Source organism: Leisingera sp. (assembly GCF_982940295.1).
In genome coordinates, this window is the sequence record NZ_CEYXRG010000011.1 from 42,575 (window position 1) to 61,401 (window position 18,827).

The window sequence follows — 18,827 nt, forward strand, 5'->3', positions numbered from 1 at the left end:
AGCCAGCACTCAGATCTGATCCGCGCGGCGTTCGGCGGGGCCGCGGTAGGCTTCATAGTCGCGCTGGATGGCGATCTGGTCGGCCACATGCTTGGCATCATGCCAGACCCCCCAGATGAAGGTCGAGCCGCGCCGCGACTGCCAGGGCAGGCCCAGGAAGTAGATCCCCGGCTCGCTCGACACCCCGCGCTGGTGCTGCGGGCGGCCCTGGGCGTCAAACGCATTCACCTTCATCCAGTCGAAGTCCTGGCGGAAACCGGTGGCCCAGAGGATGGTGGTGATGCCTTCTTTCTCCAGATCCAGTTCCCGGATCGGATGGGTCAGGCTCTCCGGATCCGGGAAGGCCTTGCGCGCCTCTGGTTCCTCCGGCAGGTCTATACCGGTGCGGGCGGCATAGGCGTCAGCCAGATCCAGCATCTTCAGGTAATCGGCGTCGCCATTGGCGATGTTCTCCTGCAGGTCGTCTGCAAATCTCATGGTGCCACCCTCATAGGACTCGGTCAGCCCCAGCAGGGTCACTCCCTCGCCTGCCAGGCGCCGGAAATCCATGGTCTGACCGCCATAGGCGCCGCTGACAGAGATTGTCACATGCTCCTTGCCCGGCTCCTGCGCTGCCTGGTCCCACAGGCCCAGAACACCCAGCCACCAGACAAAATCACGGCCCCGGTACATCCGCGGCGGGCGGTCGTGCGGCCCCACCGACAGAAAGACCTTGCGGCCTGCGCGGTTCAGCTCATCTGCAATCTGCGCGCCGGAGGAGCCTGCGCCCACCACCAGCACCGCGCCGTCAGCCAGCTGATCGGGGTTGCGGTAATGGAAGGAGTGCAGCTGATTGACGCTGGCCCCTTGCGGCACCACCGGCGGGATCACCGGATGCTGGAAGGCGCCGGTTGCGGCCACGATGCGCTGCGCTTCGATCACCCCGTCCGAGGTTTTGACCCGGAACCCGCCGCTGCCATCGATGCGCTCGGCGCTCAGGACCTCGACCCCGGTGCGGATTGGCGCCCCGATGCGCTCGGCATATTCGGCAAAATAATCCGCCACTCGGTCCTTGCCGGCAAAGGCCTCCGGATCGGTGCCGGTGAACTCCAGGTTGGGAAAGCGGTCGTGCCAGGCCGGGCCGTTGGCCACCAGCGAGTCCCAGCGGCCGGTCCGCCAGGCCTCGGCGATGCGGTTCTTTTCCAGCACCAGATGCGGCACGCCGTTGCTGGTCAGATGCTCGCTCATGGCGACGCCCGCCTGGCCCGCACCAACAACCAGCGTGTCAATCTTTTCTATCGCCATCTCCAGACCCTCTCCTGACACTGCAGCGAGGGCTGCACCCCGCCGCGCTTCCTCAACAGGAATTCCACACCGCCGGGTCAGGAAAAAGAAATCTATGGCTTACCTCTGGTTCGCGTGGAGCTAAGCAGCGGATTATGGCTGAGTTCAAGGGCTTGAACGAGGGGGCTGTCTGCCCCCTCGCGCTCCCCCGAGGATATTTTCAGCCAGATGAAGAACGGATCCGGTGCCTGCGGCAGGCAAAGAGACAAGACGCCAGGTCAGGAGGCGCTGCCGGAGATGTTAAGGTCCGGCCCGCCCTACCGCATCACGAAGGGGTCCGGGATCGGATCGTCGCTGGTGCGCAGCCAGACCGCCTTGACCTTGGTGTAATCCAGCGCCGCCTGCAGCCCGCCCTCGCGCCCGTGGCCCGACAGACCGTGTCCGCCAAAGGGCGCAATCGGGCTGACCGCGCGGTAGGTGTTGACCCAGACAATGCCCGCGCGGATACCCCGGATCATCCGGTGCGCGCGGGTGAGGTTCTGGGTGAATACGCCCGAGGCCAAGCCAAAGGCGGTATTGTTGGCAAGCTCCATCGCCTCTGCCTCGGTCTCGAAATCCACCACCGACAAGACCGGCCCGAAGAATTCGGTGCTGAGGCAGGGCGCATCCGGTGCGTCCGAGCAGTCCAGCACGGTGGGCGGGAAATAGAACCCCTCCCCTTCCGGCACGGTGCCGCCGGTGACCAGCTTGGCCCCTGCCTGCACCGATGCCTCGATCAGGCGCACCGCATGGTCGCGCTGTTTCAGGGTGCACAGCGGCCCGACCTCTGTCACCATGTCATCCGGCGCGCCAATGACCACCGCTTCGGCTTTCTCTTTCAGCCGCGCAAGGAAGGCGTCCTTGATGCCCTTCTGGATCACCAGCCGCGATCCCGCGACGCAGCTTTGCCCGGTCGCCGCAAAGATCCCCGACACCTGCGCATTCACCGCGCTTTCCAGATCGGCGTCGTCAAACACGATGAAAGGCGACTTGCCGCCCAGCTCCAGCGAGGTGGAGGCGAGGTTCTCCGCCGAGTTGCGCACGATATGCCGCGCGGTTTCCGGCCCGCCGGTGAAGGCGACATGGGCCACGGATGCGTGGCTGGTCAACGCCGCGCCTGCCTCCGGCCCGCCAGTGATCACGTTCAGCACACCGGGCGGGAAGCCTGCCTGATCAAAGATCCGCGCGAACTCCAGCATCGGTGCCGGGCCTTCCTCGGAACCTTTCAGCACCACCGTGCAGCCCGCGGCCAGCGCCGGGCCGATTTTGACAGCGGACAGGAACAGCTGCGAATTCCACGGCACGATGGCGGCCACCACCCCCACCGGCTCGCGCCGCAGCCAGACCTCCATGTCGGGCTTGTCGATCGGCAGATGCGCGCCCTCGATCTTGTCGGCCAGCCCTGCGTAATAGCGGTAATATTCCGCCACATAAGCAATCTGGGCCGAGGTCTCGCGGATGATCTTGCCGGTGTCGCGGGTTTCCAGTTCTGCCAGAAGCGGGGCGTTTTCCGTCACCAGATCGGCCAGCCGCATCAAGAGCTTGCCGCGCCGGGTGGCGGTCATGCCGGCCCATTCGCTGGAGAAGAACGCTGCCTCCGCGGCCCGCACTGCACGGTCCACATCCGCCGCCGATGCGCTTGGCATCTGCGCCCAGGGTTTGCCGGTGGCCGGATCGAGGGTCTCGAAGGTTTCCCCTGCGTCCTCAAACGCTCCGCCAATGTACTGCTGGAAGGTCTGCATTCTCAGGCTCCCTTACTGAAACGCGGGCATGACTTCGGTGATGAACCGCTCAAGCGAGGCTTTCTTGCGCTCGAAGCTCATGCTGCTGTCGATCCAGAACGAGTATTCATCATACCCCAGCGCCTCATATTTTTTCAGCCGCTCGATCACCGCCGCGGGTTCACCGATCACCAGATCACGCTCCATTGCCTCGGGGCTGTAGAACGGGTGTGCGGCGATCTCCTCGTCACTCAGCGGATCAATCAAGCCCTGGCTGACGTCCCGCTTGTTCATGAACCAGGCCCCGAAATAGCAGTAGAAGCGGTTCAGCTCCTCCGCCCCGCGTTTCACATCCTCGGCGCTGTCTGCGACATAGGTGTGCTGAAGCAGCATGATCTTGGGCCGCGGCACGTCGCTGTGCTTGGCGCAGGCATCGTTGAACTTGCCCATCAGGTCGGCAATCTCCTCGTCGCCCTTCCACAGCGGTGTCACCTGCACGTTGCAGCCATTGGCCACGGCGAATTCATGACTGTTCGGATCGCGCGCGGCGACCCAGATCGGCGGGCCGTCCTGCTGCAGCGGTTTGGGCGAGGAGGTGGTTTTCGGGAAGGAATGGAACTCCCCCTCCTGCGCGTAATCGCCCTGCCACAGGCCCTGCACCGCCGGGATCAGCTCCCGCATCCGCTGGCCCGCCTCCCAGGCATCCATGCCGGGCATCATGCGTTCGTATTCAAACGAATAGGCCCCGCGCGCGATGCCCAGGTCCAGGCGGCCCTCGGTGATGATGTCGGTCATCGCCGCCTCGCCCGCCAGCCGGATCGGATGCCAGAAAGGCGCGATCACCGTGCCGGTGCCCAGCCGCACGTTCTTGGTATGGCGCGCCACATCGATCAGGTTCAGGAACGGGTTCGGCGAGATGGTGAAGTTCATCCCGTGGTGTTCGCCGGTCCAGACCGCGTGCATGCCGCCGTCGTCGGCGATTTTGCACAACTGGATGAACTCGTCATAGAGCCGCTTCTGATCGTCGGCTTCCGAAATCCGCTCCATATGCGCAAAGAGGGAAAATTTCATGCGCCCTTGCTCCCTGTCGCCACTGGGCGGACCTGCCCGGTGGTCTGATTGCCATAATACACCCCGAAATTGCCCATCCGGGCCTCACTCGCGAACCGCTCCAGCATGGTGCACATCGCCGCGTCGGCAATGTCCATCAGCGTGGATTGGGTCAGCGGTGTGAAAACGCCCTTGGCCGGTGTGCCGCCGGCCGATTGGCACAGAAACGAGATGTGCTGATGTTCGCGCGCTTTGTCTTCATAGACGGAATAGATAAAACCGGGTTCGGCCTCGACGCCGGTTTCCGCGATCAGTTTGGCCAGGGCGGCAGAGGCGCCCTCCTTGCCAACCCGGATTTCCGGCAGCGTCAGCTTGCCCTGGTCGTTGCCCAGGAGCAGCACCTTGCCCTCATGCTCGATCAATGCCGAGACGATCAGTTTAGCGCCCTGGCTCAGCGCCTCGGCCTCAGCCGCAGCGGTCACATAAGCGCCGCGGGCATATCCCAGCCCTGGCGCGGGCGAGGTCTCAAACGCCTCCACCCGGCCGATCAGGATCAGGTGGTCGCCAGCCTCAACCCTTTTGTGCATGGAGCAGTCGAACCAGGCGGAGACACCGCTGAACACCGGGCTGCCCTGCGGTCCCTTCTGCCAGCTGACGGCGGCAAAGCGGTCCTCGACGGGCCGTGCGAAGGTGTTGGAGACATCTTTCTGGTCCTCTGCCAGCACGTTGATGGCAAAGCCCCCGGCCTGCTCGAAGGCCGTATAGTTGCTGGAGGAATTGGCGATGCACACCAGCACCAGCGGCGGGTCCAGCGACACGGAGGTGAAGGAGTTGGCGGTAAAGCCGATCGGGTTTCCGTCCGGGTCATGTGCCGTTACCACCGTGACCCCGGTCATGAAGGTGCCAAAGGCGTGGCGCAGGGCGCGCGGGTCGATATCTCTCATGACGTCGCTCCTTCCGTATTCAGCCAGTCCCGCAAGGCGGCGTTGACCTCTGCGGGGGCGGTCAGGTTGACCATATGGCGGTGGCCCTCGATGACAACCGCCCGGCCCTGCGGTGCGGCAGCGGCCATCGCATGCGCCATGTCGGGCGTCGAATTCGGATCGCCGTCGCCGGTCAGCGCCAGCAGCGGGCAGCGGATGCCAGAAAACCTGTCCGCATAGGTGCTGTCGCCGCGGGCAAAGGCGGAATAGGCGGCGGCGTAACCGTCAAGGTCCACAGCCGACAGCCATTCACCCACCTGCGCCCGCGCTTGCCGGTCGGCATCGCTGCTGCCGAACCAGCGGGTGAGAGGCGTGTCCAGATCAAAACTGCCCGCGCGGATTTCGGCGGCGCGCGCCTCGACGGCCTGCCGGGCCTCATCCGAGCGGCGGAACACCCCGTTGAGCAGCGCCACGCGGGAGACGTTCTGCGGGTGGCTGACCGCATAGCCGCCTGCAATCAGCGCGCCCATGGAATGACCCGCCAGCGCGACAGGTCCCAGATCCAGCGCCTGCAGCACCTCATGCAGCCAGGCCACATAATCCGGCAGTTCGGAGCCCTCCGTCAGCCGTGCGCTGCCGCCGTGGCCGGGCATGTCCAGCGCGATCACTTGATGGGTCAGGGACAGCGCCTCAATCTGCGGCCCCCAAGCCGCCGACTGCATGCCGACCCCGTGGATCAGCACCACCGGATCGCCGCGCCCTGCCCGCTGGCAGGTCACCGGGCCATAGGGCTCAGACAGCGGCAGGGTTGTCGACGTCATGGCCCAGTTCCTTCAGGTCCTGATAGCGGTCGCCGATGCGGTGATGCGGCCGCCCGCCAATGGAGGCACCAAGCGCGATCACGATCTCATCCGGACCCGGCGCATCCGCCACCGACAGCTGGATGGTCAGGTAATGGCTGCGCCGCCCGCCGTCGTTCTTATCCATCAGCGGGATTTGCAGCGAGGCATTCGCAGGCCCGCGGGTGTTGGTGAAGGCAAGGTAGGATTTCGCCCCCACCGCCTCGCGGAAGTGATTGCCGAAGCGCAGCGTATGGATGAGGGCGGAGGCATGCTCCACCTCGCCATTCACCCCGACGATGGCGGACTTGCCGTAGCCCTCAACCTTGTCGCCGCCGCCTGCCGCCTCCAGGATCATCGCGGTCAGCTTCTCCCCCAGACCCGGTGCGCAGTCGTGGATTGCCGGGCGCAGATCCTCGACAAACCCCTGCCCTGCCCACGGGTTTTTGATCACCGCCACCGCAGCAATCATCTTGAGCGGCTGCTCCGCTGCCTTGCCGCCCTCGATCAGGGTCTCTTCGACATGCAGCAGCGTCTTGCGGATTTCGGCGGGCATGGGCGGGTCTTTCCTGTCTGATTCCAGTTGCCGTAATATGGTATACCATCATACAGTATGTCAATGCGGCCTTGTTCCACCCTGCCCCCCTTGCTATCGGAAGAAACATGACCAGCCCCATCATGAGCAAAATCGACCACCAGCCGCAGACCCTGCGCGATATCGTGCAGGAGCGGATGCGCGAGGCGATCATCTCCGGCCAGTTTGCCCCGGGCGAGCGGCTGGTGGAGCGGCCCCTGTGCGACCAGCTTGGCGTCAGCCGCACCGTGGTGCGGGAGACGATCCGGTATCTGGAGGCAGAGGGGCTGGTCGAGATCCTGCCTGGCAAGGGGCCGATCGTGGCGCAGCTGGGGTGGGAGGACGCGCGGCAGATCTATGACATCCGCCAGATGCTGGAGACCGCCGCTGCCACCGCCTGTGCGCAGAACATGACGCCAGAGCTGGCGGAGCAGCTGAAGGCCGCGCTGCACGAACTGCAAGAGGCCGTGGCGGCAGGCGTGCCCGGCCCGATGCTGAAGGCGACGACCGAGTTCTACCGCATCATCTTTGAAGGCGCCGGCCACAATGTCGCCTGGGAAATCGCCCAGCGTCTGAATGGCCGCATCAGCAGGCTGCGGGCTGTGACGCTATCAACCGCAGAGCGGCAAAAACCCGGTCCCGCCCATATGCAGGAGATCTGCCGGGCCGTCGTCTCGGGGGATGCCAAGGCCGCGCAGGCAGCCATTGAACAGCATCTGAGCGACGCCAAACACACTGCCGAGCGGCTGCTGAAAGAGGGGTAACCGATTTCCTGCGAGGAAATCGGCCATGAAAAATCGATTTTTCATGGCTGAAATCCGCGCCGGATTTCAGCCTGCGGGCCGCTTGCCCCGGCAGCCGAGTCTCAGATCCGCGGCGGCTGAGGCGGATCGGCGCGGAAGGGTTTCAGGCTGTCCACGAAGGCATCCAGGAAATCCAGCGCCAGCAGCGAACGGCTGCCCGACACCGGCCGCAGGATCGACAGCCGGTGGTGCAGCTCCGGCGCAAACGGCACGACGGCAATGCCCTGGCCGCGGAACTGCTCGGCGTCCAACGCGCTTACCACTGAGGCCCCCTGCCCATGGCTGATGATAATGCAGGCGGTGGAGAACTGGCGCACCTCGATCCAGCTGTTCAGCTCCACCCTGGCTTCGGAAAACGCCTTGTGAAGCCTCCGGTAAAACGGGCTGTCGCGCCGTGTGTGGATGATCTTGCGGTCCTGCAGATCGCGGGGCGAGATAACATCCTGTTCTGCCAGCGGATCCCCTTCGGGCAGCACGCAGACGGTGCGGATCGGGATGTCGATGTTCTCGACCGCGGGATGGGCGGCAAAACCGTCGGTAATGCCGCAGTCATACTGCTCGCCGATGATCCACTCCAGAATCCGCTCCGGCCGGTCCGGCTCCAGCGTCAGCCGCACGCCGGGGCGGTGCTCCAGGAACCGGGCCAGCAGCTTGGGCAGCAGCGCTGTGGCGAACCCCGGCAGGCAAGCAATTCGCAGATGCCCCGCGGTGCGCTCGGTCAAGTCGCGGTTGAGCTCCTCCAGGTGGTTCAGGCTGTCGAATACGCGGCCCACCTCGGAGAGCAGATAGCGCGCTTCGCTGGTGGGAATCAGCAGCCCGTCCTGGCGGGTGAACAGCTCCACCGCCACTGATTTGGAAAAATCCGAAAGCAGCCGGCTGGCGGCAGGCTGCGAGATTCCCAGCGTCTCCGCAGCCCGGGTGATGGACCCGGTGCGGGCAACGGCCTGAAAGGCCTCCAGCTGTCTGAGACTGAATTTCAAGGGGTTAGCGGCCTTCGGCTGGTGTTGAACACGCGGCCGCATAACATGATGTTATGATTTTTGTCAAAAAACTTTTGCTTGAATTATCCCCCGGCCCGGACAAAAGCTATCGCAGAACAAATTAGGGAGAGAAGCTCATGTCCGTTAAATCCTTGCTCTGCGCCTCGGCAATTCTGGCCGTTGCCGGCAGCACCGCATTTGCAGAAACCGAAATTCAGTGGTGGCACGCCATGGGCGGCACCAATGGCGAACGCGTCAACAAGATTGCCGAAGATTTCAACGCTACCCAGGACGACTACAAGGTCGTGCCCGTCTACAAGGGCAACTACACCGAGACGATGACAGCGGCGATTGCCGCCTTCCGCGCCAAGGAACACCCGCAGATTGTGCAGGTCTTCGAGGTCGGCACCGCCACCATGATGGCCGCCAAGGGCGCGATCTACCCGGTCGAGAAGCTGATGAACGACGCAGGCGAACCGTTTGACGGCGACGCCTTCCTGCCCGCAGTGGTGTCCTATTACGAGACCCCCGAGGGCGAACTGCTGTCGATGCCCTTCAACAGCTCCACCCCCGTCCTGTGGTACAACAAGGACGCGCTGGACGCGGCCGGCGCCGAAGTGCCCGAGACCTGGGACGAGGTGAAAACCGCCGCGCAGAAGCTGGTCGACAATGGCATGAAGTGCGGCATGTCCTTCGGCTGGCAGTCCTGGGTGATGATCGAGAACTTCTCGGCCTGGCACGACCTGCCGACCGGCACCCAGGAAAACGGCTTTGCCGGTTTCGACACCGAACTGACCTTCAACAATGACAAGCTGGCCGCGCGCCTGGATGACGTCGCCTCGATGGGCAAGGACAACCTTTTTGTCTACGGCGGCCGCCGCGGCGACAGCCTGCCGATGTTCACCAACGGTGAGTGCGGCATGTGGATGAACTCCTCGGCCTACTACGGCTCGATCTCCTCGCAGGCGGAGTTCGAGTTCGGCCAGACCATGCTGCCGCTGGACACCAAGGTGGCCGACGCGCCGCAGAACTCGATCATCGGCGGCGCCACCCTGTGGGTGCTGGCAGGCCACGAGGAGGAGGAATACAAAGGCACCGCCAAATTCCTCAGCTACCTTTCCTCGCCCGAGGTGCAGGCCTGGTGGCACCAGGAGACCGGCTATGTCCCGATCACCACGGCCGCCTATGAGCTGTCCAAGGAACAGGGGTTCTATGACAGCAACCCGGGCACCGACACCGCGATCAAGCAGCTGAGCCTGAACACCCCCACCGCCAACAGCCGCGGTCTGCGCTATGGCAACTTCGTTCAGGTCCGCGACGTGATCAACGAGGAGCTGGAAGCGCTGTGGGGCGGTGAGAAAACCGCGCAGGAGGCGCTGGACGCCGCAGTTGAGCGCGGCAACGACCTGCTGCGCAAGTTCGAGCGCACCGCGAAGTAAACCACTCTGACACATCCGGCCCTGCCGCCCTCCCCCGGGCGGCAGGGTCATTTTCCTGATTGGGGTCCTTCATGCTCAAACGGGTGCATTTCCCTACCTCGGCGCTGCCCTACCTGCTGGTTGCGCCGCAAATCGCCATCACATTGGTGTTCTTCCTCTGGCCGGCCAGCCAGGCGATGTATCAGTCGTTCCTGATCGAAGACGCCTTTGGCCTTGGCACCGAATTTGTCTGGTTCGAGAATTTCGAGATTCTCGCCACCGATCCCCACTATCTGGCCAGTTTCCAGCGCACCGCAGTTTTCTCACTGCTGGTGGCGGCGCTGTCGATGGGATTTGCCCTGATCCTCGCGGGCTTTGCCCAGCGGGTGGTGCGCGGCGCCATGTTCTACCGCACCATGCTGATCTGGCCCTATGCGGTGGCGCCGGTGCTGGCGGGTGCGCTGTGGGTGTTCATGTTCAACCCGACCCTGGGCATCTTCCCCTATTTCCTGGAATTCGCGGGCATCACCTGGAACCACTACCTCAATGGCACCCAGGCGATGGCACTGGTGATCCTGGCCGCGGCGTGGAAGCAGGTGGCCTATAATTTCCTGTTCTACCTCGCCGCCATGCAATCGATCCCCAACTCCGTGATCGAGGCCGCCGCCATCGACGGCGCAGGCCCGGCACGCCGGTTTTGGACCATCATCTTCCCGCTGATCTCCCCCACCACGTTTTTCCTGCTGGTGATCAACATGGTCTACGCCTTTTTTGAGACCTTCGGCATTATCCACGCCGTCACCCAGGGCGGCCCCGGCACCTCCACCACCATCCTGGTCTATAAGGTGTTCAACGACGGTTTTGTCGGCCTCGACCTCGGCGGCTCCGCCGCGCAGTCGGTAGTGCTGATGGTGCTGGTCATCGCCATGACCGTGGTCCAGTTCCGCTTTGTTGAAAGAAAGGTGGCATACTGATGGTCGAAAACCGCCCCCTCACCGCTTTCCTCACCCATCTGGTGCTGGTGCTTGGCGTTCTGGCAATCGCGCTGCCGGTTTGGATCACCTTTGTCGCCGCCACACATGACCAGCTGCGCATGAACCAGGCGCCGCTGCCCCTGTGGCCCGGCGACTACTTTCTGGAGAACATGAAGCAGACCCTGTTCGGCTCCGGCCTCAGCGGGACTGAAACCGCACCGGTCTGGCTGATGCTGCTGAATTCCCTGGCGATGGCGCTGATGATCTCCACCGGCAAGATCGCTATCTCGCTGCTCTCCGCCTTTGCCATCGTCTATTTCAAGTTCCCGTTCCGCATGGGGTTCTTCTGGATGATCTTCATCACCCTGATGCTGCCGGTCGAGGTGCGGATCCTGCCGACGTTCGAGGTTGTCGCCAATCTGGGAATGCTGAACAGCTACTGGGGGTTGTCGATCCCGCTGATCGCCTCGGCCACCGCGACGTTCATGTTCCGCCAGGTGTTCCTGACGGTGCCGGATGAGCTCTTGGAAAGCGCCCGCATCGACGGCGCCGGGCCGCTCCGGTTCTTCTTTGACATCCTGCTGCCCTTGTCGCGCACCAACATCGCGGCGCTGTTCGTGATCCTGTTTATCTTCGGCTGGAACCAGTACCTCTGGCCGCTTTTGATCACCACCGACACCTCGATGACCACTATCGTGATGTCGATCAAGCAGATGCTGGAGGCGGCCGAGCAGAGCCCGCAATGGAACATCATCATGACCACGGCCCTCTTGGCGATGATCCCGCCGGTGTTTGTGGTCATCGCAATGCAAAAGCTCTTTGTGCAGGGCTTGACGGAAACCGATAAGTAAGGCGCCCCGAAATGGCTGATATTCAACTCAAAGACCTGGTGAAATCCTACGGGCCGACCGAGGTGCTCCACCATGTCGAAGGCGACATCAACGACGGCGAGTTCATCGTCATCGTCGGACCCTCCGGCTGCGGCAAGTCCACGCTCTTGCGGATGGTGGCGGGGCTGGAAAGCGTCACCTCCGGCGAGATCGCCATCGGCGGGCGCCGGGTGAACGAACTGGAACCCTCGGCGCGCGACATTGCCATGGTGTTCCAGAACTACGCGCTCTACCCTCACATGTCGGTGCGCCAGAACATGGCCTATGGCCTGAAGATCCGCAAACTGCCGAAGGACGAGATCAACCGCCGCGTCGAGGAGGCGGCGGAGATCCTGGAGATCAAGCAGTACCTCGACCGCAAGCCGCGCCAGCTGTCGGGCGGCCAGCGCCAGCGGGTGGCCATGGGCCGCGCCATCGTGCGCGATCCGCAGGTGTTCCTGTTCGACGAGCCTTTGTCGAACCTCGACGCCAAGCTGCGGGTGCAGATGCGGCTGGAAATCCGCAAGCTGCAGCAGCGGCTGGGGGTGACCTCGATCTACGTGACCCACGACCAGGTCGAGGCGATGACGCTGGGCGACCGGCTGATGGTGCTGAACGGCGGCTATGTGGAGCAGTTCGGCACCCCGATTGAGCTTTATGACCGCCCGGCCTCGGTGTTTGTTGCGGGCTTCATCGGCAGCCCGGCGATGAACTTCTTCCCGGCGGAAATCAGCGGCGGCCAGGCCGCCCTGCCCGGCGGCGGCGTGCTGCCAGTGGCCTCCACCCATTCCGGCACTGCCACCCTTGGCCTGCGTCCCGAACACCTGATGGAAGACTCCGCTGGCCCCATCGCCATCGAGGTGGAGCTGCTGGAGCAGCTGGGCGCCAACACCCTGATCCACGGCCGCCTGCCCGGCACGGAGCAGACCATAACCGCCAGCGTCCCGGGCCACGCCAATGACGGCACTGGCAGCATCCGCCGGTTCTCGGCGGCGCCGGAGCTGACCCATCTGTTTGATGCCGCCACCGGCAAACGGCTGGAGGGCTGATGCAGTACCCCCAGATCCCTGCCTTTGCCGCCGAACCCGGCGTGATCCGCCTGATCGGCCACCGCGGCGCCCGCGGCGTGCTGCCGGAAAACACCATGGAAGGCTTTGAGTTTACCCTGAAAGCCGGGGTGGAGCTGTTGGAGCTGGATGTCACCGCCACCCGCGACGGCGTGGCAATGATCACCCACAACCACCGCCTGACACGCTCGATGATCCGCGGCGCTGATGGCTGCTGGCTGCAGGGGGAAGAGCCGAAGGTTTCGGAGCTGACCTATGCCGAGCTGCAGGCCTATGACGCGGGCGGGCTGGACGGCCGCAGCGCATACGGCCAGCGGTTTCCGGACCAGGCGTTTCTGAGCGGCGTGCGCATTCCCCGGCTTGCCGACCTGCTGGCGCTGCTGCAACGGCCCGAACATCAAAACGTGCATCTGCTGCTGGAGATCAAATCCGACCCGGAGCTGCTGGAGGACACCGCCGCGCGCCAGACCCTGGTCGAGGCAGTAGTGTCAGAGGTCCGCCAGGCCGCAATGCAGCCGCGCACGGTGCTGCACAGTTTCGACTGGGACCTGCTGGCGGATTGCCAGCGGATCGCGCCTGAGATGCCCGCCTCCTTCCTGACCCAGCTGCCGGACAACGCCGATGAAGTGGGCGAGGATTCCTCCAAGGCGGTGAACCCAGTGGCCGGTTGCAGCGCCTTGGACCTGCCGGACCGCGTGGCCGCCGCCAAGGGCCAGTTCTGGTGCCCCTATTTCGAGGACATCACCCCGGAATCGCTGGCCCGCGCCCGCGAACTGGGGCTGGTAACGGTGGTCTGGACGGTGAATGAGCCGGAGGACATCGAACGGATGATCGCCCTTGGCGTCGATGCGATCTGCACCGACTACCCGGGGCGGGTGCAGCGGCAGTTGCTGATGCACGGGCTGCACTGGCGCACCGCCTGAACAAAGGGGGCCGTTTTCCGGCACGGAAAACGGCCATGAAAAATCGGATTTTTCATGGCTGAAATCCGCGTCGGATTTCAGCCTTCTCTCAATCAGCCCAGGATGCCGGGCAGGTTCAGCCCATGCTCGCGCGCGCAGTCCTTGGCGATGTCATACCCCGCGTCCGCGTGGCGCATCACGCCAGTGGCCGGGTCGTTCCACAGCACCCGGCCGATCCGGCGCTCTGCGTCCTCGCTGCCGTCACAGCAGATCACCACGCCGGAATGCTGCGAGAAGCCCATGCCGACCCCGCCGCCGTGGTGTAGCGACACCCAGGTCGCGCCCGATGCGGTGTTCAGCAGCGCATTCAGCAGTGGCCAGTCGGAGACCGCGTCGGAGCCGTCCATCATCGCCTCAGTCTCGCGGTTGGGCGAGGCCACGGAACCGGAGTCCAGATGGTCGCGGCCAATGACGACGGGTGCCTTCAGCTCGCCGTTGCGGACCATCTCGTTGAACGCAAGACCTGCCTTGTGGCGGTCCCCGAGGCCGATCCAGCAGATCCGCGCGGGCAGGCCCTGGAACGCGATGCGCTCCTCCGCCATGTCCAGCCAGCGGTGCAGGTGCTCGTTTTCCGGGAACAGCTCCTTCATCTTGGCGTCGGTCTTCTTGATATCCTCCGGGTCGCCCGACAGCGCCGCCCAGCGGAACGGGCCGATGCCGCGGCAGAACAGCGGGCGGATGTAGGCGGGCACAAAGCCAGGGAAGTCAAAGGCGTTCTCCAGCCCCTCCTCCAGCGCCATCTGGCGGATGTTGTTGCCGTAATCCACCGTGGGCACGCCCATCGCGTGGAAATCGCACATCGCCTTCACCTGCACGCGCATGCTGGCGCGGGCGGCCGTTTCCACCGCTTTAGGCTCTGATACGCGGCGTTCCTTCCATTCGCCCATGGTCCAGCCCAGCGGCAGGTAGCCGTTCACCGGGTCATGCGCGGAGGTCTGGTCGGTCACGATATCGGGACGGATGCCGCCCGCCTTGGCGCGTTCCACTAGCTCCGGGAAGATCTCTGCCGCGTTGCCCAGCAGGCCCACGGATTTCGCCTCGCCGTTGGCGGTCCAGCGCTCGATCATCTCCAGCGCTTCGTCCAGGGTTTCGGCCTTCTCGTCCAGGTATTTGGTGCGCAGGCGGAAGTCGATGCTGTCGGGGTTGCATTCCACCGCCAAACAGCAGGCACCGGCAAACACAGCCGCCAGCGGCTGCGCGCCGCCCATGCCGCCAAGGCCGCCGGTCAGGATCCACTTGCCCTTCAGATCGCCGCCATAATGCTGACGGCCCGCCTCGGCAAAGGTCTCATAGGTGCCCTGCACGATGCCTTGCGTGCCGATGTAGATCCACGAGCCAGCGGTCATCTGGCCGTACATCATCAGGCCCTTCTTATCGAGCTCGTTGAAGTGATCCCAGTTGGCCCAATGCGGCACCAGGTTGGAGTTGGCGATCAGCACGCGGGGCGCGTCCTTGTGGGTTTGGAACACGCCGACCGGCTTGCCCGACTGCACCATAAGGGTCTGATCTTCCTCAAGGTTTTTCAGGGTTTCGACGATCAGGTCGAAATCCTTCCAGGTGCGCGCGGCGCGGCCGATGCCGCCGTAAACCACCAGTTCATGCGGGTTTTCCGCCACGTCGGGATGCAGGTTGTTCATCATCATCCGCAGCGGCGCCTCGGTCATCCAGGATTTGGCGTTCAGTTCCGGGCCGGTCGGCGGGAAGATGTCGCGGGTGTTCTTGCGGGGATCGCTCATGCGGGCCTCCAGGTCTGAAGATCGGTGAGAATTTTGGTGAGATGGGTGCGCAGGGCTTCCGCGCGCTTCGGCAGATAGGTCCAGGGCGGGCTTTCCTGGCAGTAGGTGGCCTGCGCCAGTTCCATCTGGATGGCGTGCAGGCCGCCTGCGGGGCGACCATAGTGGCGGGTGGTCCATCCGCCCTTGAAGCGCCCGTTCAGGGTGGAGGTATAGCCCTCAGCCGCCTCGCAATGGGCCACCGTGAGGGCTTCGATAGACGGATCGCAGGTTTCGCCCATGTTGGTGCCGACGTTGAAGTCCGGCAGGCGGCCCTCGAACAGAAACGGAATGTCGCCGCGAATCGAGTGGCAGTCATAGAGGATGGCGAAACCGTGGATGCCTTTCACCCGCTCCAGCTCTGCCGTCAGCGCGGCGTGGTAGGGCGCGTGATAAGCGTCGCGGCGGCGGGTGATTTCGGCCTCGTCAGGCTCCTGCCCGTCGCGCCAGATCGGCAGCCCGTCGAAATCGGTCATGGGTACCAAAGTGGTGGTGTTTTGCCCGGGATAGAGACTGATTCCGGCGGGATCGCGGTTCACATCGATAACATAGCGGTGGATGGGGGTGCGGACGGTTGTCACCTCCTCTACCAAACCCGCGTAAAGGTCGTGGATATGCCAGTCGGTGTCCGCCAGCGCCCGGCCGGTCTCGTTCAGGCTGTCCCAGATTTCTGGCGGCACTTCGGTGCCGGTGTGGGGCAGCCCCAGCACCAGCGGCGAGTTGCCTTGGGTCACTTCGATCATGCCGCCACCTCCACGCCCGCAGCCGCCGCCACGCGGCCCGCGCGGACCATGGCACTGGCGGTTTCAATGTCGGGCGCCAGGTAGCGGTCCTCCGCCAGCGAGGGAACCTCCCCGCGCAGCATCGCCAGCACGTCCTGCAAGCGGGCTGAGGTCTTGAGCGGCGCACGCGCCTCCACCCCTTGCGCGGCACAGAGCATTTCAACACCCAGGATTACCGAGAGGTTCGCATTCATCTTCGAAAGCCGCAGCGCGCCGTGGGCGGCCATCGACACGTGGTCCTCCTGGTTTGCCGACGTTGGGGTTGAGTCCGTGACGCACGGATTCGCCAAATGCTTGTTTTCACTCATCAGCGCAGCGGTGGTCACCTCGGCAATCATGAAGCCGGAGTTCAGCCCCGGATCGGGCGTCAGGAACGGCGGCAGGTCGTGGCTCAGGGTCGGGTCGACCATCAGCGCCACCCGGCGCTGCGCGATGGCGCCGATTTCGGCCACTGCCAGCGCGATCTGGTCGGCGGCAAAGCCCACGTATTCGGCGTGGAAGTTGCCGCCCGAGACGATGCGCCCCTCCCCCACCAGCACCAGCGGGTTGTCGGTGACGGCGTTGGCCTCGATCTCCAGCGTCTTGGCGGCCATCCTCAGCACGTCCAGCGCCGCGCCTACCACCTGCGGCTGGCAGCGGATGCAATAGGGGTCCTGCACCCGGGTGTCGCCTTCGCGGTGGCTCTCGCGGATCTCCGAGCCGTCCATGATCTCCCGCATCTGCTGGGCGACGTCGATCTGGCCAGCATGGCCGCGCAGGGTGTGGATGTCGGCGATCAGCGGCGCGGTGGAGCCCATGATGGCATCGGTGGACAGCGAAGCAATCGCCATCGAGGCTTCTGCCATGCGCCAGGCGTCAAACAGCCCGGCCAGCGCGCAAGCGGTGGAGAACTGGGTGCCGTTGATCAGCCCCAAACCTTCCTTGGGGCCAAGCACAATAGGCTCTAACCCGGCTTTTTTCAGTGCGTCAAGGCTGAACATGCGGGTGCCTTCGAACGTGGCCTCCCCTGCCCCGATCATCGCCGCCGCCATATGCGCCAGCGGTGCAAGGTCGCCCGATGCGCCGACCGAGCCCTGCGACGGGATCACCGGCACCACGCCGCGCTCCAGCATTTGCTCGATCTGTTCGATCACCAGCCATCGCACGCCCGACGCGCCGCGGCCCATCGACAGGAGCTTCAGCGTCATCATCAGCCGGGTCTTGTCCTCCGGCAGCGCCTCCCCTACCCCGCAGCAGTGGCTGAGGATCAGGTTGCGCTGCAGGGTGGCGGTGTCGGCTGGCGCGATCTTGGTCGAGGCGAGCTTGCCGAAGCCGGTGTTGATGCCATAGACGGCTTCCTCTCCGGCGGCGGCATCTGCCACCATCCGGGCTGCAGCTTCCACCGGTTCGCGGGCGGAGGCGTCCAGCTTGGCCGGGGTCAGGTTGCGGTAGATATCTTCCAGCGTGGCCAGCGTCACCGTGCCGGGGATCATCTCGATCATTGTTTGCCCTCATAGATACGGGTGTAAAGCGGGTTGAAGCCGATGCGGTAGGCTAGCTCTCCGGGCGTTTCCACGTCCCAGACCGCTAGATCGGCCCGCATACCGGCAGAAATCTCTCCCCGGTCCGCCAGCCCCAGCGCCCGCGCTGCGTTGCGGGTGACGCCTGCCAGCGCCTCCTCCGGCGTCATGCGGAACAGGGTGCAGCCCATGTTCATCGTCAGCAGCAAGGAGGTCAGCGGCGAAGAGCCGGGGTTGCAGTCGGTCGCGAGCGCCATCGGCACGCCGTGGGTGCGGAAATGTTCAATTGGCGGCGCCTGGGTTTCTCGGATGGTGTAGAACGCGCCCGGCAGGATAACCGCGACAGAGCCAGCGGCGGCCATCGCCTTGGCGTCATCCTCGGTTGCGTATTCCACGTGATCGACTGACAACGCGCCGTAGTCCGCCGCCAGCTTGGTGCCGCCCTGGTGGCTCAGCTGCTCCGCATGCAATTTCACCGGCAGCCCCAACTCCAGCGCGACCTTGAACACGCGTTCGATCTGCCCCGGTGCAAAGGCGATGTTTTCGCAGAATCCATCCACTGCATCCACCAGCCCCTCGGCATGGGCGGCGCGCAGGGCGGGGATGCAGACCTCGTCGATGTATTCATCGTCGCGGCCCTTGTATTCGCCGGGCGTCGCGTGGGCGCCGAGGAAGGTGGTTTTCACCGTGACCGGGCGCAGCTCCCCCAGGCGGCGGGCGGCGCGCAGCATGTTCAGTTCGGTTGCCAGGTCCAGCCCGTAGCCGGATTTCACTTCGACCACCGTGGCGCCCTCGGCGATCAGCGCATCGAGCCGCGGCAGCGCGTCCTGAACCAGATCCTCCAGCGACGCCTCGCGGGTGGCCGACACGGTGGAGACAATGCCGCCCCCTGCCCTTGCGACCTCCTCATACGACGCGCCGTTCAGGCGCATCTCGAACTCCATCGCGCGGTTGCCGCCAAAGACGATATGGGTGTGGCAGTCGATCAGCCCCGGCGTCACCAGCCGTCCGCCGAGATCCACGTGCTTCCACGGAAAATTGTCAGCTGACAATTTTTCCCGCGGCCCAGCCCAGACGATCCTTCCGTCGGAGACCGCAACGGCCCCGTCCTCAATCAGCCCATAAGGCGTGTCTGCACTGGCCATCGTGGCCAGCCGGGCGCCTGTTAGAACATAGTTCCCTGTCACGGAATCCCCCCGAGTCGCTTGATTGCCGGTTTGGCAATAAGCTACTCATTTAGGATATTATGTCTAGTCATAAAATGAAAGCGACGCGCCCTGCCCGGCAGCGGT

Annotated in this window: 17 protein-coding genes; 6 read left to right on the forward strand and 11 right to left on the reverse strand. The window is 64.4% G+C overall.

The genetic code is table 11. The features are described 5' to 3' along the window. Positions 1-9: 9 nt before the first annotated feature. The 6 genes from AC4HIX_RS11755 to AC4HIX_RS11780 form a co-directional block, all read right to left on the reverse strand. Entirely contained in the window at positions 10-1,284 is a 1,275-nt protein-coding gene (locus AC4HIX_RS11755) for a flavin-containing monooxygenase (protein ID WP_475053491.1), read from the reverse strand. 296 nt (positions 1,285-1,580) lie between these two features. Then, a complete protein-coding gene (locus AC4HIX_RS11760; RefSeq protein ID WP_475053492.1) occupies positions 1,581-3,044 on the reverse strand; it encodes an aldehyde dehydrogenase in 1,464 nt (487 codons plus the stop codon). Positions 3,045-3,056: 12 nt separating this feature from the next. Continuing rightward, on the reverse strand, positions 3,057-4,094 hold the full coding sequence (locus AC4HIX_RS11765; protein ID WP_475053495.1) for an LLM class flavin-dependent oxidoreductase: 1,038 nt from the start codon (positions 4,092-4,094) through the stop codon (positions 3,057-3,059). After that, complete coding sequence (locus tag AC4HIX_RS11770; protein ID WP_475053497.1) at positions 4,091-5,017, reverse strand: flavin reductase; 927 nt, start codon at positions 5,015-5,017, stop codon at positions 4,091-4,093. The genes AC4HIX_RS11765 and AC4HIX_RS11770 overlap by 4 nt, the downstream gene beginning before the upstream one ends. Beyond that, positions 5,014-5,817, reverse strand: a complete 804-nt coding sequence (locus tag AC4HIX_RS11775; RefSeq protein WP_475053499.1) for an alpha/beta fold hydrolase — start codon at positions 5,815-5,817, stop codon at positions 5,014-5,016. Before AC4HIX_RS11775 ends, AC4HIX_RS11770 begins: the two co-directional genes overlap by 4 nt. Then, entirely contained in the window at positions 5,789-6,391 is a 603-nt protein-coding gene (locus tag AC4HIX_RS11780; RefSeq protein WP_475053500.1) for an amino acid synthesis family protein, read from the reverse strand. Before AC4HIX_RS11780 ends, AC4HIX_RS11775 begins: the two co-directional genes overlap by 29 nt. Positions 6,392-6,498: 107 nt before the next feature. Here AC4HIX_RS11780 and AC4HIX_RS11785 point away from each other — a divergent pair, with 107 nt between their 5' ends. After that, positions 6,499-7,173, forward strand: a complete 675-nt coding sequence (locus AC4HIX_RS11785) for a GntR family transcriptional regulator (protein ID WP_475053502.1) — start codon at positions 6,499-6,501, stop codon at positions 7,171-7,173. A 101-nt stretch (positions 7,174-7,274) separates the two neighbouring features. Here AC4HIX_RS11785 and AC4HIX_RS11790 read toward each other — a convergent pair whose 3' ends face one another. After that, the gene (locus tag AC4HIX_RS11790; protein WP_475053505.1) at positions 7,275-8,192 is read right to left on the reverse strand and encodes a LysR substrate-binding domain-containing protein; all 918 of its coding nucleotides are present in this window, start codon (positions 8,190-8,192) and stop codon (positions 7,275-7,277) included. A 137-nt stretch (positions 8,193-8,329) separates the two neighbouring features. On the opposite strand from AC4HIX_RS11790, the gene ugpB reads away from it, so the two are divergent. The 5 genes from ugpB to AC4HIX_RS11815 all read left to right on the forward strand — a co-directional run bounded on the left by ugpB (position 8,330) and on the right by AC4HIX_RS11815 (position 13,443). Beyond that, positions 8,330-9,631: a sn-glycerol-3-phosphate ABC transporter substrate-binding protein UgpB gene (gene ugpB / locus AC4HIX_RS11795; protein ID WP_475053507.1), complete on the forward strand. Its 1,302-nt coding sequence runs from the start codon at positions 8,330-8,332 to the stop codon at positions 9,629-9,631. A gap of 71 nt (positions 9,632-9,702) precedes the next feature. Continuing rightward, positions 9,703-10,584 (forward strand): sn-glycerol-3-phosphate ABC transporter permease UgpA, encoded by an 882-nt coding sequence (ugpA, locus tag AC4HIX_RS11800; RefSeq protein ID WP_008558267.1) that lies wholly within the window; start codon positions 9,703-9,705, stop codon positions 10,582-10,584. Continuing rightward, complete coding sequence (gene ugpE, locus AC4HIX_RS11805; RefSeq protein ID WP_475053512.1) at positions 10,584-11,435, forward strand: sn-glycerol-3-phosphate ABC transporter permease UgpE; 852 nt, start codon at positions 10,584-10,586, stop codon at positions 11,433-11,435. Before ugpA ends, ugpE begins: the two co-directional genes overlap by 1 nt. A gap of 11 nt (positions 11,436-11,446) precedes the next feature. Next, the gene (locus AC4HIX_RS11810; protein WP_475053513.1) at positions 11,447-12,502 is read left to right on the forward strand and encodes a sn-glycerol-3-phosphate import ATP-binding protein UgpC; all 1,056 of its coding nucleotides are present in this window, start codon (positions 11,447-11,449) and stop codon (positions 12,500-12,502) included. Continuing rightward, on the forward strand, positions 12,502-13,443 hold the full coding sequence (locus AC4HIX_RS11815; protein WP_475053515.1) for a glycerophosphodiester phosphodiesterase family protein: 942 nt from the start codon (positions 12,502-12,504) through the stop codon (positions 13,441-13,443). Before AC4HIX_RS11810 ends, AC4HIX_RS11815 begins: the two co-directional genes overlap by 1 nt. Before the next feature lie 92 nt (positions 13,444-13,535). On the opposite strand, the gene hutU is transcribed toward AC4HIX_RS11815, so the two are convergent. The 4 genes from hutU to hutI are packed head-to-tail and all read right to left on the reverse strand — an operon-like array spanning position 13,536 to position 18,722. Continuing rightward, a complete protein-coding gene (hutU, locus tag AC4HIX_RS11820; protein WP_475053517.1) occupies positions 13,536-15,218 on the reverse strand; it encodes a urocanate hydratase in 1,683 nt (560 codons plus the stop codon). Further along, positions 15,215-15,997 (reverse strand): N-formylglutamate deformylase, encoded by a 783-nt coding sequence (gene hutG / locus AC4HIX_RS11825; RefSeq protein ID WP_475053520.1) that lies wholly within the window; start codon positions 15,995-15,997, stop codon positions 15,215-15,217. Before hutG ends, hutU begins: the two co-directional genes overlap by 4 nt. Continuing rightward, complete coding sequence (hutH, locus tag AC4HIX_RS11830) at positions 15,994-17,517, reverse strand: histidine ammonia-lyase (protein WP_475053523.1); 1,524 nt, start codon at positions 17,515-17,517, stop codon at positions 15,994-15,996. The genes hutG and hutH overlap by 4 nt, the downstream gene beginning before the upstream one ends. Continuing rightward, positions 17,514-18,722: an imidazolonepropionase gene (gene hutI / locus AC4HIX_RS11835; RefSeq protein ID WP_475053526.1), complete on the reverse strand. Its 1,209-nt coding sequence runs from the start codon at positions 18,720-18,722 to the stop codon at positions 17,514-17,516. The genes hutH and hutI overlap by 4 nt, the downstream gene beginning before the upstream one ends. Positions 18,723-18,827: the final 105 nt, after the last annotated feature.